The organism is Telluribacter sp. (assembly GCF_035998675.1).
Classification (GTDB): domain Bacteria; phylum Bacteroidota; class Bacteroidia; order Cytophagales; family Spirosomataceae; genus Telluribacter.
In genome coordinates, this window is record NZ_DASYHI010000024.1 from 471,411 (window position 1) to 487,378 (window position 15,968).

General features: G+C 51.9%; 13 protein-coding genes. 5 read left to right on the plus strand and 8 right to left on the minus strand.

Annotated elements, in window-relative coordinates; translation table 11 throughout:
* Nucleotides 1-3: 3 nt before the first annotated feature.
* The 3 genes from VGN67_RS23725 to VGN67_RS23735 all read left to right on the plus strand — a co-directional run bounded on the left by VGN67_RS23725 (nt 4) and on the right by VGN67_RS23735 (nt 5,090).
* Nucleotides 4-2,328, plus strand: a complete 2,325-nt coding sequence (locus VGN67_RS23725; protein ID WP_327489905.1) for a PAS domain S-box protein — start codon at nt 4-6, stop codon at nt 2,326-2,328.
* A gap of 174 nt (nt 2,329-2,502) precedes the next feature.
* Nucleotides 2,503-4,044 carry a YifB family Mg chelatase-like AAA ATPase gene (locus tag VGN67_RS23730; RefSeq protein WP_327489907.1) on the plus strand — a complete coding sequence of 514 codons (1,542 nt, stop codon included), beginning with the start codon at nt 2,503-2,505 and terminating at the stop codon, nt 4,042-4,044.
* A complete protein-coding gene (locus VGN67_RS23735; protein ID WP_327489909.1) occupies nt 4,044-5,090 on the plus strand; it encodes a class I SAM-dependent methyltransferase in 1,047 nt (348 codons plus the stop codon). The genes VGN67_RS23730 and VGN67_RS23735 overlap by 1 nt, the downstream gene beginning before the upstream one ends.
* A gap of 154 nt (nt 5,091-5,244) precedes the next feature.
* Here the strand turns inward: VGN67_RS23735 and VGN67_RS23740 are convergent, their stop codons facing one another.
* From VGN67_RS23740 to VGN67_RS23755, 4 genes are all read right to left on the minus strand, one after another.
* A complete protein-coding gene (locus tag VGN67_RS23740) occupies nt 5,245-6,030 on the minus strand; it encodes a hypothetical protein (RefSeq protein ID WP_327489911.1) in 786 nt (261 codons plus the stop codon).
* A 290-nt stretch (nt 6,031-6,320) separates the two neighbouring features.
* Nucleotides 6,321-7,145 (minus strand): enoyl-ACP reductase FabI, encoded by an 825-nt coding sequence (locus tag VGN67_RS23745; RefSeq protein WP_327489913.1) that lies wholly within the window; start codon nt 7,143-7,145, stop codon nt 6,321-6,323.
* A 100-nt stretch (nt 7,146-7,245) separates the two neighbouring features.
* Nucleotides 7,246-7,569 (minus strand): cupin domain-containing protein, encoded by a 324-nt coding sequence (locus VGN67_RS23750; RefSeq protein WP_327489915.1) that lies wholly within the window; start codon nt 7,567-7,569, stop codon nt 7,246-7,248.
* On the minus strand, nt 7,566-8,570 hold the full coding sequence (locus VGN67_RS23755) for an alpha/beta hydrolase (protein WP_327489917.1): 1,005 nt from the start codon (nt 8,568-8,570) through the stop codon (nt 7,566-7,568). The genes VGN67_RS23750 and VGN67_RS23755 overlap by 4 nt, the downstream gene beginning before the upstream one ends.
* Before the next feature lie 219 nt (nt 8,571-8,789).
* Here VGN67_RS23755 and VGN67_RS23760 point away from each other — a divergent pair, with 219 nt between their 5' ends.
* Both VGN67_RS23760 and VGN67_RS23765 read left to right on the plus strand, forming a co-directional pair.
* A complete protein-coding gene (locus tag VGN67_RS23760) occupies nt 8,790-10,058 on the plus strand; it encodes a hypothetical protein (RefSeq protein ID WP_327489919.1) in 1,269 nt (422 codons plus the stop codon).
* Nucleotides 10,059-10,265: 207 nt separating this feature from the next.
* Entirely contained in the window at nt 10,266-12,893 is a 2,628-nt protein-coding gene (locus tag VGN67_RS23765) for a valine--tRNA ligase (protein ID WP_327489921.1), read from the plus strand.
* Nucleotides 12,894-12,982: 89 nt separating this feature from the next.
* Here the strand turns inward: VGN67_RS23765 and VGN67_RS23770 are convergent, their stop codons facing one another.
* The 4 genes from VGN67_RS23770 to VGN67_RS23785 form a co-directional block, all read right to left on the minus strand.
* On the minus strand, nt 12,983-13,891 hold the full coding sequence (locus VGN67_RS23770; protein ID WP_327489924.1) for a hypothetical protein: 909 nt from the start codon (nt 13,889-13,891) through the stop codon (nt 12,983-12,985).
* A 164-nt stretch (nt 13,892-14,055) separates the two neighbouring features.
* Nucleotides 14,056-14,826: a TPM domain-containing protein gene (locus VGN67_RS23775; protein WP_327489926.1), complete on the minus strand. Its 771-nt coding sequence runs from the start codon at nt 14,824-14,826 to the stop codon at nt 14,056-14,058.
* Nucleotides 14,827-14,834: 8 nt separating this feature from the next.
* A complete protein-coding gene (locus tag VGN67_RS23780; protein ID WP_327489928.1) occupies nt 14,835-15,275 on the minus strand; it encodes a TPM domain-containing protein in 441 nt (146 codons plus the stop codon).
* 79 nt (nt 15,276-15,354) lie between these two features.
* The gene (locus tag VGN67_RS23785; RefSeq protein ID WP_327489930.1) at nt 15,355-15,936 is read right to left on the minus strand and encodes a LemA family protein; all 582 of its coding nucleotides are present in this window, start codon (nt 15,934-15,936) and stop codon (nt 15,355-15,357) included.
* Nucleotides 15,937-15,968 lie beyond the last annotated feature (32 nt).

Consider the following 15,968-nt stretch of genomic DNA (forward strand, 5'->3'; position numbering starts at 1 on the left):
TGAATGAGCGATATATCCGGCAAGCAGGTAGAAGCCTATTCCTCGACCAGCGAATACAATATTCGTAATTTATTCATGCAGGCCCCCGCGCTGGTGGCTATTCTGGAGGGAAGAGAAGGAGTGTGTACCCTGCTAAATCCACTTTTTTCGGCGCTCATGGGCGGCCGGGACATTGTCGGTAAGCCCATGCGGGAAGCCTGGCCGGAGCTGGAAGGCCAGCCGTACTTCGAAATAGTGGAAGGCGTATACGATACGGGTGAAGCTTTTCACGGAAAAGAATATCCGGCCACGGCCGACTGGAACAACGACGGCAACCCCACGCAGAGGTTTTTTAATTTTGTATACGCTCCCTATATAAATAATGGCAAAACCAGCGGGACCATGGTTTTCGGTTTCGATGTGACCGAGCAGGTACTGGCCCGGGAAAAAGCCGAAGAAAACCAGATTATCTTAGAAACAATCGCTAAGGTATCGCCTGTTACTCTCTGGATGACAGACGAGCAGGGTCAAAATACGTTTGTTAACCAAAGCTGGATCGACTGGACTGGGGTACCCCTGGAGAAGCAACTGGGTGAGGGCTGGGTAAGCTGCATTATAGAAGAAGACCGGCAACGGGCTTATTCAAAGTACCTGAGCGACGTAGCGGCCCAATCGCTGTTTGAGGTTGAATTCCGAATAATTAATACCGAAGGCAAGGTAGTGTGGTGCTATGCATCGGGCTGCCCCTGGTACCGGCCCGATGGCAGCTTTGGGGGCTACGCCGGCTCCTGTATTGATATTTCGGAACGAAAGCAGGCCGAGGAACAAATCAGGTACCGGCATGCCCTGCTCGAAGCCCGTAGCGAAGCCTCTCCGGTTGCGATGGTAGTGGTAGGTGCCGAGGGTAAAATAATATCCTTCAATAGCCGGTTCGTGTCCATGTGGGGATTTCCGGCTGACATCATTGAAAGTAAAGACGATGAGGCAGCCCTGCAATACGCTCTTACCCAACTGAAAGAGCCGCAGGAGTTTATTGACCGGGTCAAGTACCTGTATACTCATTCTGAGAAAGTTGAGAATGAAGTAATAATCGACGAAATCGAATTCAAGGATGGGCGTGTATACGAGCGGTACGCCCGGATCGTGAGAGGCGAAGACGGTACCTACTACGGCTGGGCCTGGTTTTTTCTGGATATAACCGAACGAAAGCAGGAAGAAGGACGCATGCGGATGGTGCTGGAAGCCTTACCCCAAATGGCCTGGACCACTGATGCGCACGGACTAACTACCTACTTCAACAAAGGCTGGTATGCCTACACTGGCCAAAGTCCTGAAGAGCCTCTTGGCACGGGTTATCTGTATGTATTCCGGGAACAAGACAAGGCGGAAATTTTCAGGATGTGGACAGAGGCGGTAGAGAAAGGTGAATCTTTCGAAATGGAACAGTACTACCGCCGCTACGATGGCGAGTACCGCTGGCACCTGACCCGGGCCGTACCCATTAAAAATACCAAAGGCGAAGTACTGCTGTGGGTAGGTACCTGTACGGATATCCACGAACAGAAGCTACAGACTGAGTCGCTGGAACGGAAGGTAGAAGAGCGCACCCTCGAACTGACCAAAGCCAATATTGACCTGAGGCGGTCCAACGACGAGCTGGAGCAGTTTGCTTATATAGCCAGCCACGACCTGAAGGAGCCCATCCGTAAGATTCAGTTTTTCAGTGATCTGCTGCAGAGCCCTTCTACCAAAAATCCGGAAATATATATCCGGAAAATCCAGGAGTCGACGGGTCGGATGCGAACGCTCATTGATGATTTGCTCGATTACTCCCGAATACGGAAAGTAGATAACGCTTTTAGAAAAGTAGATTTGAATAAAGTACTGGATATGGTCAGGGAAGACCTGGAGCTTGTAATTAACGAAAAGCAGGCTACCATTACGTCCGAAGTACTTCCTACTATCAAGTCTATCCCGCTTCAGATGCAGCAGTTATTCTTTAATCTGCTCAATAATGCCTTAAAGTACTCCAAAGACGGCATACCTCCCCGCATTACCATCACGGTTAGCAGTACCAGTAGCACCAGCGTGGGTGAATATCCTTACCTGGATTCCAAACGCAGCTACTACACCATCAGTATCGAAGACAACGGCATCGGGTTTGATCCGAAGTATACCGAGAAAGTCTTCACCATTTTCCAGCGTTTACATTCGCGCGAAACCTACTCGGGTACCGGTATCGGGCTGGCCCTTTGCAAAAAAGTAGTACATAACCACGGCGGCGAAATCTACGTCAGTTCCATTCCCGGATTGGGTTCCACCTTTTACGTCATACTACCCGCGAGTTGACAAACCAAAACCAATCCGGTGGCTAGGGGGCATATTTAGTACCTGGTTCAAAACAACGCCGGGTAGTCCGGGTTTGTAAAAATATAGATTGCAGAAAAGAATGTTAGGTACCGGGCCGGTTGGTCGGTCGCCGCTCTTTCAAAACAGCCGGTACTTCTCTTAAAACAAAACAGCATGCTTGCCAAAACCTTTGGTAGTGCCGTATACGGAGTCAATGCCACCCTCATCACCATTGAGGTAACGGTAACGCAGGGGCTGCGTTTTTTTATGGTGGGACTACCCGACAGCGCCGTCAAGGAAAGCGAACAGCGCGTAGAGGCTTCTCTCAAATTCTTCGAATACCGAATGCCCCGCCAGAAGGTGGTGGTCAATCTGGCCCCGGCCGACATCCGTAAAGAAGGCTCCGCGTACGACCTGCCCATCGCGCTCTGCGTGCTGCAGTCGTCGGAGCAGATCGTTACCAAACGCAATATGGAAGAGTACCTCATCATGGGCGAACTGTCGCTCGATGGCAAGCTCCGGCCCATCAAAGGGGTACTTCCCATTGCCATTGAAGCCCGCCGACAAGGGCTGAAAGGTTTTATGCTACCCGCCGAAAACGCCCAGGAAGCCGCCATTGTCAATAATCTGGACGTTATTCCCGTCGAAACCATGCAGGAGGCGGTGGAGTTTTTTGAAGGGAAACGGGATATAACTCCGCTAGTCATTGATACGCGCGATATGTTCTTCAATAGCCAGAACGACTACGACGCCGACTTCTCCCACGTACAGGGGCAGGAAAACATCAAGCGCGCCCTGGAAATAGCCGCGGCCGGGGGCCATAACGCCATTATGATCGGTCCGCCCGGTGCCGGTAAAACCATGCTCGCCAAGCGGCTCCCTTCCATCCTGCCGCCGCTATCGCTGGTTGAAGCCCTCGAAACAACCAAGATTCATTCCGTGGCGGGTAAGCTGGGTAGCCGGGCTACGCTGGTGGCGCGTCGTCCCTTTCGGGCACCGCACCACTCCATCAGCGACGCCGCCCTGGTGGGCGGTGGTAGTTTTCCGCAGCCGGGCGAGATTTCGCTGGCGCACAACGGGGTACTTTTTCTGGACGAATTACCCGAGTTCAAGCGGACGGTACTGGAGGTGATGCGCCAGCCGCTGGAAGAACGGAAGGTGAGTATATCGCGCGCCAAGATGGCAGTGGAGTTTCCATCAAACTTTATGCTGATTGCCAGCATGAATCCCTGCCCCTGCGGCTACTATAACCACCCCGAAAAAGAGTGCGTGTGCGGGCCGGGCGTGGTGCAGAAGTACCTCAACAAAATCAGCGGACCGCTGCTCGACCGCATTGACCTGCACGTAGAGGTAACCCCCGTTTCCTTTGACCAGATTGCCTCCACCCGCCGCTCCGAAAGCAGCGAACAGATTCGGGAGCGGGTTATTAAAGCCCGGAACCGGCAGACCGAGCGCTTCAAAGACCGCAAAGAAATTTACTCCAACGCCATGATGCCGCCCGAAATGGTCAAGGAAATCTGTGAGGTGGGTGAAGTAGGCAAAGCCCTGCTGCGGACGGCTATGGAGCGGCTGGGACTATCAGCGCGGGCCTACGACCGTATTCTGAAAGTATCCCGCACCATTGCCGACCTGTCCGACAGCGATGAAATTAAAATAGAACACCTGGCCGAGGCGATTCAGTACCGCAGCCTCGACCGCGAAAACTGGGCCGGCTGATGCAACTCAAAGTTTCTCCTGATAACCTACTCGAATGGCTGGCCCTGCAGGTCAACCTGGTACCTATACCGCTGCTGCACTCGCAGATATTTCCGGTAGTAAGCAAGGCCATACTGGAAGCCGCCGACCGGGGTATATTCCAGGCTGTGGCCGATGGGCATACCACCGCGCCGGCCATAGCCGAAGCCTGCGGACTGCACGCCGGAGCTACCCAGCAACTGATGGGCGTCCTGACCGCTCTGGGGTACTTTACCTATAAAGACAGCCACTACGCCCTGACCCACATGACAGAAAAGTGGATTCTGGAAGCGAGTAAAAGCTCACTGCACGGATTCATGCTGTTTAACAATCGCGTGGTGTGGCAGTGGCTGGAAGGCATGGGCGAGTACCTCGAGACCGGCCGGGGCATTGACATGCACAGTAATTTCGGACCGGAACAGTGGGAGCTGTACCAGTCGGCCATGTGGAGCGGCGCTATCTCGGAAGCCGAAGAATTTGCCAAGAGAGTACCCATGCCCCGTGGGGCTACCCGTATGCTGGACATCGGTGGTTCGCACGGGCTGCATTCGGCAGCCGCCTGCCGCAAGTACCCCAAGCTTAGCTCAGTAATACTGGACCTGCCGGGGGCCGTCGAAAAAGCCGCGCCCCTGCTGGCCAAACAAGGCATGGGCGAGCGGGTGGTACATCGGGTGGGGAATATTCTGACGGAAGAGCTGGAAAAAGAAGCTTACGATATAGTACTTATGTCCAGCGTAGCGCACCACCTGACAGCGGAGCAAAACCACACGGTAGCCGCCAAGGTACAGCAGACGCTCCGGCCGGGGGGTATCTTTATCATCAACGAATTCATCCGCCCCGACCCCGCGGCCAGGCCCGAACTGGTCGGCAGCAGCACCGACCTGTTCTTCGGCATGACAAGTACCTCCGGCAACTGGTCCGTTGAAGAAATTCAGGATTGGTACCGCGCCGCCGGGCTCACACCCCATAAGGTCATCGGCTACCGCGCTATACCCGGTAGGTACCAGGTGGTGGGGAGGAAGGGGTGAATGAGTTTATGAGTAGTGAGTTTATGAGTTTTTACCAATGAGTTATAGAAGTATGACACGGAGTAAAACTCGGTGCTACTCCGCGCTGAACTCGTTTATACTCTGTAGTTAAAAACTAGAAGTACCTGCAAGCCTACTGCTTATAGCCTACTGCCTACAGCTCCTCAATAGACACCCCTCCCAATTCCTGGAAAAGGATTTCCCAGTAGTGGGTTACGTGGGGGCTGTTTTCGCGGGTAGAGGCCGTAGGTTCAAAGGGCGTTATGACCGTCACCTGCGGACTTCCTATGGCGTGCTGCTCCAGTTGCTTCGCATCGGCTTTGGCCCATTCTTCGGCCTGGGCATCCGTAGCGGGCGGATTTGAATGGAAATTGCGGCGTTCCGTTCCCTGCACACTTTCAACCATATCGCTGAAGTAGTACACTTTTACATCGGAGCCGCCCTCGGTGGCTTTGGCAATGATGGGCATACTGGCCCAGATATCGGTCCACTGGTTGGAGCCGCCGCTATTCTGCTGGTTGAGTTTGGTCAGGGCCTGCCGCAGGTAAATACCCTTTTCGCGCTGTAAAGCCATTTGGAAAGCCGTCTCAATGGCTTCCCGGTCGGTGGCGTTGGCATGTTCTATACCTTCTTTCTCTGCCCGTACGGTTAGTGAAAGCGCCCGTGCTTTGGAGGTATTTTCATGAATAAAATACACTTCCAGCTTATCCCCCTTATTGCGCATATTCTCCTCTACTATCTGCGCAAGTACCTGCCGGTACTTCTCATTCACATAACTCTTATTCACATTGACACTCTGGGTCTTGTCCAGGAAAACCAGCGTGTGGGTAGGGGCATCGGGTAAGGCAGGGGCTGTTTTTTCCGGCTCGCTGCTGCAAGCCACCAGTACTGTTGCTATTCCCCAGAGTAAGATGTGTTTCGGACGAAGTGAAAATTGCATTGCGGTGGAAAGATGTGTTTTTATATTTTTTTTCTTCAATGGCTAAACGAATCTAAACGGATTCTTTACAACATACAACGCCCAAACGAGCAACCAAATGAATTATTGCGATACCAGCGGCCCGCCCGACACCCTACTTTCTTTTACTTTTCCTCAGTAAGTACCTCACCAATAACACATTATAGGCAAGAATACTGTACTTGTCCACACCTCTGCCTCCTCACAAAAAAATCCCTCCAGACCAGTAGTCACAGGAGGGATTCGGAGCAAAGATTATGTTTTTAAAGAGCTTACTGCTGCTGTTGCTGCTGGATCATCTCCATCAGTTCTTCGGATACACCCGTAGAAGAGTAGCCGCCGTCGTGGAACAGGTTCTGCATGGTTACCATGCGGGTCAGGTCCGAAAACAGCGTAATAACGTAGCTGGCGCAGTCTTCGGCCGAGGCGTTTCCGAGCGGGCTCATTTTGTCCGCAAAGTCATAGAACGAGCTGAAACCACTGATGCCGGTACCTGCCGTGGTTTTGGTGGGCGACTGCGATATGGTATTCACCCGTACTTTTTTGGCTTTTCCGTAGCGGTAGCCGTAGCCGCGGGCGATGCTTTCGAGCATGGCTTTGGCGTCGGCCATGTCGGTATAGAAGGGGTAGGTACGCTGGGCGGCTATGTACGACAAGCCTACAACCGAGCCCCATTCGTTAATAGCGTCGAGCTTTTCGGCAACCTGCAGGAACTTGTGCAGCGACAGCGCCGACACGTCCAGGCTCTTCATGTACCAGTCGTAGTTCATGTCGCCGTACTCACGTCCTTTCCGGATATTAGGGCTCATGCCGATGGAGTGCAGCACGAAGTCTACTTTCCCGCCCAGCGCTTCAATTGAGCCATTGTATAGTTTTTCGAGGTCTTCCACCGAGGTAGCATCCGCCGGGATAATCTGGGCTTCGCACTGTTCGGCCAGTTTGTTGATAGCGCCCATCCGCATAGCAATCGGGGCGTTGGTCAGGGTAAAAGTAGCGCCTTCTTCTTTCGCCATCAGGGCTACTTTCCAGGCGATGGAGTTTTCGTCCAGCGCCCCCGATATAATTCCTCTTTTTCCTTTTAGTAAACCGTAAGCCATAGTTGTAATAGAGTTGTTTCGATATGGGTCCGCCCCGGCGGCAACAAGGGTACCTGTCGCCCGAAGCGGCTGCAAAGTAACAGAAATTTAAGAGGTAAAGCTACAACTGAGGCTTCTCTCCTCCTTCGGGGCCGTAGAAAATCACCCAGGTCTGGAAATCATCACTGAAATCGAAGAAGCGGTGCTCCCGCCCCGCCGGCACAAAAAGCACGTCGCCCGGCCCGAACGGATAGACCTCCCCGCCGTTCCGAAATTGCCCCGTTCCGCTCACTATTACGTACAGTTCGTCCTGCGCGTGAGGCTGCTGCGGGTCCACCTTATCAGGTACGTATAATTCCACCGACATAGTACCGTGCTGCATTACCTGGGCGAATCGCTGCTCTGGCGTTAGCTGCGAAATAGCTTCCTGTAAGGTAATTTTCATGGGTTAGCGACGGGCTTCAGGTGAAGTACCTCTTCGAAGAACTTCACCGTAGCTGACTGTACTCCTTTCAGGTCTTTGGAGGTGAAGTGGGAGGCAATCACATGATTACCGGTGGCGGGCAGGGCCTTCTCCACTTTGAGGCGGTCGGGCGTACCCAGCAGCGGGAACATCTCCCGCATGGCCGCCACCGACACTACCTTATCCTGCTCGTCGTCGGTTTTGTAGTAGTAGGCCAGCAGCGTAGGTACCTGTACTTTGGCATACACCTCCGGCCGCGACACCGCATCCATTACTTGTTGCAGGGTTATGAGGCCGTTGGTATTATAGCTGGTCAGCCAGTAAGCCGCCCGGTCGGATGCGTAGGTATTCTCGCGGCGCTCACCCATGATGTTATGTAAAATCTGCCGTCCCCAGGGGCGGGTAGTGAGGGCCAGGGCGCCGTTGTATACCGCCATGCAGGGCGAGTACAGTACTATCCCTTTCAGGTCGGGATTGGTAGCCGCCAGAAATACCGTGAGCAGACCGCCCGCCGAGGTACCTATCACAATCACACTGTCGCCGAGGGCTTTCCCTACTGCCAGCGCGTGCTTGGCTCCGGCTACGAAGTTTTCGGGTGTCAGGTCGTCGAAGGCATCGGGGTCGCTGGTACCGGCATCGTGCAGGCGGGCCAGGTACAGGTTGGCTCCGTAGCGCCGGGCTAGTTCTTTATGTACCGGGTCGCCTTCGGCCCAACTGGCCCCGAAGCCGTGGATGTACACCAGGCTGTAGGGCGTTTTTTCTTTCTTAGCTGAATCCGCCCATATAATCCGGGCTTCGTTGTCGGCTTTAAGGTCTTCTACCGCTGCTTCGGCGCTCGCTATTTCGGCTTCCAGCCGGGGCAGGTCCTGCGTCACCGCAGGCAGAGTAGGGTCAAGGGTAGCGTCGGGTACATCAGGACCGGCTGCGTACCCCACCGCCATTATAGCCACCAGGGCCCCGGTCCAAAGGAGGAATTTTTTCATAGATGAAGAGAGTTCAAGTACTTAACCCGAAAGTTACGGCTTTGGGAGTTGCGGGGCAAGGGCGAGTTTGGTACTTTGGGGCAATTGTCTTTCTGTTCCGTTTTGAATCTAAAAATCCAGACGCTGTCTGGACTTTTTGTAGCTGGAAAATGTGGGACACGTCCCACATTTTAAAAATTCAATAGTTATTCGTATTATTGACTTCCACAAAATCCTCTTATGACTAATCCCAGAATCTGGCTTGTTACCCTACTTTCAATAATAGCTACAGCATTAACCGATATTAACCTTTATGCTCAACACCTTCAAAAAGGAAGCCAATATATTTCTCTGAAAACACTAAGAGAAGGCTCAAACTCTATATTTATAAGTGGAGATTTTGACCGATTCACAAACCTTGATTATGACTTAAGGGCAGAAACAGGGTACTTTTATACCAATAGGTCTGCTGTTGGTATCTCCGTTGGTGCCACTATGAATCATGCCTGGGGAAATGGTTCCAGATCCCAGTGGATCAATAATAAACAGCGCAGAGTATTTGCAGACATTCGCGCAGAGCTAACAAGCAGAAATTATGTGGTGCTTAGTTCCCGATTATTACTTTTCCTAAGAAGCTCCGTCTTTTACGACAAAGGACTATTCTTAACCAAGAATTCGGAAGCGGTCAATAGTAATGGCAATCCTGATAGAACATACATCAACACCCATGGCTATGGGTTAACCTTCCGCCCAGGTTTAGCTTACAAACTTAATTCACACTGGACTATTGAGGGATATTCTAATAGTATAAATTTTGAGGCTGGGAAATGGGAATCGCCGCTAGATAGGAGAAGTTCAGTCTCTCTTTCCAGTAGTACGGAAAATCCGTTAGCTCTCAATATAGGGGTATGCTACTCCCCTTCAATGTCTGCTTCCAGGCAAAAGAACAGAGATATTCCGCCATTGTGTCCTGAAAATTTCAAATGGGTAGTAGGTGGAGGCTTCAGAATTTCAAATCAGAATACCAATTTCGTTCAAGGTGGTTCATATCAAATAAATAATCTGTCTGCCAGTACTACTATCCGTTACTTTTTAAGCACGGATATATCTCTGAACACAAATACCACTTTTCGCTTTAACTCATTTGATTTCACTGGAAATCTTTCCAACAAAGGGCACTACTACTATGCTGGAGTAGGACTAGAGAAATATTTTCCCATCTGGAAGAAACTTTATGCAGGTATTGAAAGCAGTCTAGGCTATTCAACAGATGTAAGACATGAGCAACATCCTCAAAGAAATGTAACTTTAGCTCTTTCTGGTGAGCTTGTATATAAGCTTTCCGAAAGGTGGTCTCTTAACTCGACTATTGCCCGGGCGAACCTACTTGAGTTGAATCGGCAGAAAGAAAAGGATGGACGCATTGTTAACTATGCACGCATACTAGGCCCACCAAACGTATTTAGTACCTTCTCTCTTTCACTAGCTTATTGGATACCGGAGCGTTGAATAGAGAAATAGAAACTATCTGTATAATGTACCCAATCCAAAAAGCTTATGGATAAACCCGGCTTCTCTTAAAGTCGCTGGTGTAGCCAACTTCCCCCACAAACTTCCCCACTACATCTGTCTTTTCTCTATCTTTGCGCCTTAAAACAAGCCGGTTCGCCCTGCGGATGGCTCTGTTTTGACAGTTTCAGAATATAGCCAACAGATATGATTTCCAAAACGTACTCTCCCCAGGAGATAGAAGATAAGTGGTACAGCTACTGGATCGAAAACCGGTACTTCAATTCCAAACCCAATCCGGACAAGGAGCCTTACACCATCGTGATTCCGCCGCCCAACGTGACGGGGGTACTTCACATGGGACACATGCTCAACAACACTATTCAGGATATTCTGACCCGTAAGGCCCGGATGGAAGGCAAAGAAGCCTGCTGGGTACCCGGTACCGACCACGCTTCCATCGCGACGGAGGCCAAGGTAGTAGCTATGCTCCGCGAAAAGGGAATCAGTAAGAATGACCTGAGCCGGGAGGAGTTTCTGGAGTACTGCTGGGAGTGGACGCACAAGTACGGCGGTATTATTCTGCAGCAGCTACGCAAGCTCGGTGCCTCCTGCGACTGGGACCGCACCCGCTTCACGATGGAGCCTGACCTGTATGACTCCGTTATTGATGTATTTATAGACCTGTACAACAAGGGTGATATTTACCGGGGCCACCGCATGGTGAACTGGGACCCCCAGGCCCGCACTACCGTATCGGACGAGGAGGTTATTGCCAAAGAGGTCATGCAGAAACTGGTGTACATCCGCTATGCCATCGAGGGGGAGGAAGGCCAGTACGTGACCATCGCTACGGTTCGTCCCGAGACCATCATGGCCGACGTAGCCATCTGCGTGAACCCGACCGACGAGCGCTACCAGCATCTGGTGGGTAAGAAGGCGCTGATCCCGCTGATTAACCGCGCCATCCCGATCATTGCCGATGAGTACGTAGAGGTGGAGTTTGGTACCGGCTGTCTGAAAGTGACGCCCGCCCACGACCAGAACGACTACGAACTGGGTAAGAAGCACAACCTGCCCATTATTGACCTGCTCAATGAAGACGGTACCCTGAACGAAAAGGCGCAGATTCTGGTCGGTGAAGACCGCTTCGTGGCCCGGAAAAAGATCATTAAACTGCTGGAAGAGTCAGGCAGTATAGATAAAGTAGAAGAATATAAGTCCAATGTAGGGCACTCGGAGCGTACTAACGCGGTGGTAGAGCCGCGGCTGTCGGAGCAGTGGTTTCTGAAGATGAAGCGCATTTCGCAGCCCGCCTTCGAGAACGTAATGAACGACACGGTACAACTGCTGCCGCCGAAGTTCAAGAATACCTACCGCCACTGGATGGAGAACGTCCGCGACTGGAACATCAGCCGTCAGCTGTGGTGGGGACACCGGATTCCGGCCTACTATCTCAAGGACGGTACCCTCATCGTGGCCCGCAGCAAGCGCGAGGCCCTGCGCAAGGCCCAGCATGAGTACCTTCTTTTCGCCCTGACGGAAGCCGACATTGAGCAGGACCCGGACGTACTTGATACCTGGTTTTCGTCCTGGCTGTGGCCCATCTCGGTATTTAACGGCATCAAACAACCCGACAACGAAGAGGTCAACTACTACTACCCCACCAATGACCTGGTAACGGCCCCCGAGATTCTTTTCTTTTGGGTGGCGCGGATGATTATTGCTGGCTACGAGTACCGCAACAAGTACCCCTTCGAGAACGTGTATCTGACGGGTATTGTCCGCGACAAGCAGGGCCGCAAGATGTCCAAGTCGTTGGGTAACTCGCCCAACCCGCTGGACCTCATAGCGCAGTACGGCGCCGACGGCGTCCGGACGGGTATGCTGTTCAGCTCACCGGCGGGCAATGACCTGCTGTACGATGAGAAACTGGTAGAACAGGGCCGTAACTTCTGTAACAAGGTATGGAACGCCTTCCGTCTGGTAAAAGGCTGGACGATATCCGACGCAGAGACGCAAAATTTTGCGTCTCTACAAGCTACGCGCTGGTTTGAGTCCAAGCTGAACCTGACCCTCGCTGAGGTACATGACCTGTTCACGAAGTTCCGGATTTCGGACGCGCTCAACGCCGTGTACAAGCTTATCTGGGACGATTTCTGCTCGCAGTACCTCGAGATGATTAAGCCCGACTACGAGCAACCCATTGACCCGGCGACCTACGAGTCTACCCTCGATTTCTTTGACCGCCTGATGCGCCTGACCCATCCATTCATGCCGTTTATTACGGAAGAAATCTGGCAGAATATTCGGGAGCGCGGCGAAAATGAGTCTATCTGCGTGGCTGAGTACCCGCAGCCGGGCGCCATTGACACCACGCTGCTGAGCCAGTTTGAGGTACTTGCCGAGGTAGTATCAGCCATCCGGAACCTACGCAACACCAAAGGCCTCAGCCCCAAAGTAGAGCTACCGCTGGCTATCCGTACCGAAACGCCCGACCTATACAAGTCGCTGGAAGGTCTCCTGCGCAAACTGGCCAACGTAGCGGCTATTGAGTATGTATCGGAACAAGCCGAAGGTATGTCGTTCCTGGTGCGATCGGATGAGTTTTTTATTAACCTGGCGGGTGAAATTGACGTAGAAGCCGAGCGCGAAAACCTGCTCAAAGAACTGGAATATACCGAAGGCTTCCTGGCTTCGGTACAGAAGAAATTGTCGAACGAGCGCTTCGTACAAAATGCCAAAGGTGATGTCGTAGAGAAAGAACGTCAGAAACAAGCCGACGCCGAAGCTAAGATCGCGACCATCAGGGAAGCGCTGGTGCGGCTGGGGTAGGAGCTTTCTTCCTTTCAAGGTAGCAAATGAACAAAAGAGGGGCGCAACTTTTTGAGCTGCGCCCCTCTTTTGTTGCTTATACCAAATACCTACCGTACCGAGAACGAACCCTCCCCGATTTTAAAGCCTTCTGAATACAGCTCTACCGCATAGGTACCCGACGGAAACGAGGCTGTGCGGTCGTATAGGATACTTACGTCCTGATTGTTATTTGAATAGGTAATCTGTTTGCTAAGGGTATAGGTTTCCTCCTGCCCATTGTACTCAAAAGCGCCCGAGCCCGTAGCTACGTCGGAAATAATCGCTCCCTGGGGGTTGAGAATCCGCATATAAATTGTTTTGGTAGCCTGCTCAGTCAGGGGGTTCTTTTCCAGGATAAAATCTACCCGGACTTTATCCACCCGCCGCGAACGGACGTTTTCTCCTTCGCGTACCTTCCCCTTCGATGAAACAGCGTAGACCTTCACGTTACGAGCCCGCAGGGCAGAAGCCATTGTGACTTTTTCTTCCAGTTCCCGGTTTTTATCTACTACTCCAACCAGCGAGTCGCTTAGTACCTGCCGCTCCCGCGACAAGGTAGTAGTCTGGGTGACCAGTGAGTCATTCTGACTAATTAATTGTTGGTTTTCTTCCCTGAGCTGAGCCAGTTCCTGGTCTTTTTTCGTCAGAAACGCTTCGTATTCCTTAATTTTTTGACCCATTGATGCATTGCCCCGGCGAAGAGCGGTCCGGTCGGCCTCGAGTTGGGCTTTTACTTTCTGGAGCTCTTCTACATCTCCTCCCAGGCCTTCTACTTCAGCGATGCGGGCGTCTAATTGTCTGGCTATGGAATCAAGTTTTATTTCGGTGGTAGCCAGTTCCGTAACCCTTGATTCCAGGTCCTGCTCCTGCTTGGTAGTAATGCTACGCTCCTGGTAGTACAAATACCCGAAAACGGCGGCCAGTACGGTCATCAGAATCAATCCTACCAGTAGCCCGTTGTTACTTCTGTTTTCCATGATAAATATCTTTATAGTCAAAATCTATTTACACATTTGCTAATTAACGAAAAAAATATGCCACAGTTGTACCTCCACAATTAAATGAGCTTGTACCTGTTCATAATTTATATAAATATACCTTGCCACCCAAAGCTTTCTAGGGAGCCTCACGGCCATGCCGGTTAGTAGCTGCCTCCGGCACCGCCGCCGCCAAAACTACCACCGCCAAAGCCTCCGAAGCCGCCTCCACTGCTGCCCCAGTTTCCGGAAGAACTTCCTCCGCCCGAGTAGGTCGTGTAGGGCCAGAATATAGGTCCGCCGCCCCGGCCGCTGCGGTACCCCCGGCCTCCGCCGCCCCGGCCCCCTTTGCTACGGGAAATGATTATTATTATAATGATAAATGCGACTACGAATATCAGGAAGCCCGGGGACTCTCCTTCGCCGTCGGAAGCGGAAGGGTCGGCCTTGTATTCGCCGCTGGCGTACTTAATGATGTTATCAATTCCTAGGTCAAGGCCCTGGTAGTACCTTTCGTTTCTGAATTCAGGGATAATTACATCCGATACAATCCGCTTGGCAATGACATCAGGGATAGCGCCTTCCAGGCCATAGCCGGTGGCTATAAATACTTTACGGTCGTTGGGTGCCCACAGCAGTACTATACCGTTGTTCTTGCCCTGCTCTCCCACGCCCCACGCGCGGCCAAGCCTGAAGGCGTAATCCGAGATGTCATACGGTTGGGTAGTGGGTACTATTACCAGGGTAATCTGGGAAGAGGTAGAGTCGTCGTAGGCGACCAGCTTGCGTTCCAGAGCAGCTACTTCTTCGGCACTGAGTGCTTTGGCGAAGTCATTGACCAGGCGGGGAGGATTAGGCTTGGGAGGAATATCCTGTGCCACACCCGCCAGAGCGATACTCAGGGTCAACACACATAGTAGGAGTAGTTTTTTCATGGCTTGTATTACCCAAACGATATATCGTCGGGTAGTTCGTTGATGTCGTCTGATTGGTAGGGGAAGTAGGTTTTTAGTTGTTTGCCCGCTTCCCGTATTCCATTACATAAGCCTTCGGTGAATTCGCCGCGGGAAAAGTGGTGCCGAAGCAGCTCTTTGGTACTGTCCCAGAAATCATGCGGTACCAATTCGTAGATACCTTTATCACCGATTACGGCAAATTTGTGGTCTTCGTAGGCCAGGTAAAAAAGTACTCCGTTTTTCAGGGCGGTGTTTTGCATACCAAGTTCTTCAAAGACTACCTTGGCCCGTTCGAGGGCGGTTTCATCAGGGCAGTTTTTTTCAATATGTACCTTAACCTCCCCTGACGTCTTGTTTTCGGCCTGCTTTATGGCCGCAACAATTTGTTGCTGGTCTTGTGGTCCTAAAAATTCCTGTTCGCTGGACATAACTTTGAATAGGTCAACAAGTAGTACAAAACGCCACCTACCCCGGCTTGGGGTAGTGTGGCGTTTTATAATGAATAAGTTAAAATTGAACCGTAGGGGCGGTTTGTGCGGCCTGGGACGCTTCGAAGTATCCTTTCTGATTAAACCCGAACATACCGGCAAACATGGCCGCCGGGAACGTCCTGACCGACTGGTTGTAATCTCTAACCACGGTATTAAAGTCGTTGCGGGCTACCGAAATCCGATTCTCGGTACCTTCCAGCTGGGCCTGCAGGTCACGGAAGTTCTGGTTGGCTTTCAGGTCAGGGTAGCGCTCTACCGTCACCAGCAGCCGCGACAGCGAGCCGCTTAGCTGCTCCTGCGCCTGCTGAAACTTCTGTACGTTTTCGGGCGTCAGCTGGTCGGCATTCAGGTTGATAGAGCTGGCTTTGGCGCGCGCCTCAATAACACTCTGTAGGGTACTTTTCTCAAAGTCGGCGGCTCCGCGCACGGTATTGACCAGGTTAGGGATCAGGTCGGCCCGGCGCTGGTACTGGGTTTGTACATTGGCCCAGGCACCATTTACATTTTCATCCTTATTTACTAAACCGTTATAGGTACTGCATCCGAAGAATCCGAATACGAGTAACAGGGCAATAACTATTATTAGTCCTTTTGACATAGTTGCAATTATTTGAGTGAATGATTAAATCA

Coding starts and splice junctions, on each gene's coding strand:
- VGN67_RS23725 (WP_327489905.1), top strand. CDS start 4: ATGAGCGATATATCCGGCAAGCAGGTAGAAGCCTATTCCTCGACCAGC.
- VGN67_RS23730 (WP_327489907.1), top strand. CDS start 2,503: ATGCTTGCCAAAACCTTTGGTAGTGCCGTATACGGAGTCAATGCCACC.
- VGN67_RS23735 (WP_327489909.1), top strand. CDS start 4,044: ATGCAACTCAAAGTTTCTCCTGATAACCTACTCGAATGGCTGGCCCTG.
- VGN67_RS23740 (WP_327489911.1), bottom strand. CDS start 6,030: ATGCAATTTTCACTTCGTCCGAAACACATCTTACTCTGGGGAATAGCA.
- VGN67_RS23745 (WP_327489913.1), bottom strand. CDS start 7,145: ATGGCTTACGGTTTACTAAAAGGAAAAAGAGGAATTATATCGGGGGCG.
- VGN67_RS23750 (WP_327489915.1), bottom strand. CDS start 7,569: ATGAAAATTACCTTACAGGAAGCTATTTCGCAGCTAACGCCAGAGCAG.
- VGN67_RS23755 (WP_327489917.1), bottom strand. CDS start 8,570: ATGAAAAAATTCCTCCTTTGGACCGGGGCCCTGGTGGCTATAATGGCG.
- VGN67_RS23760 (WP_327489919.1), top strand. CDS start 8,790: ATGACTAATCCCAGAATCTGGCTTGTTACCCTACTTTCAATAATAGCT.
- VGN67_RS23765 (WP_327489921.1), top strand. CDS start 10,266: ATGATTTCCAAAACGTACTCTCCCCAGGAGATAGAAGATAAGTGGTAC.
- VGN67_RS23770 (WP_327489924.1), bottom strand. CDS start 13,891: ATGGAAAACAGAAGTAACAACGGGCTACTGGTAGGATTGATTCTGATG.
- VGN67_RS23775 (WP_327489926.1), bottom strand. CDS start 14,826: ATGAAAAAACTACTCCTACTATGTGTGTTGACCCTGAGTATCGCTCTG.
- VGN67_RS23780 (WP_327489928.1), bottom strand. CDS start 15,275: ATGTCCAGCGAACAGGAATTTTTAGGACCACAAGACCAGCAACAAATT.
- VGN67_RS23785 (WP_327489930.1), bottom strand. CDS start 15,936: ATGTCAAAAGGACTAATAATAGTTATTGCCCTGTTACTCGTATTCGGA.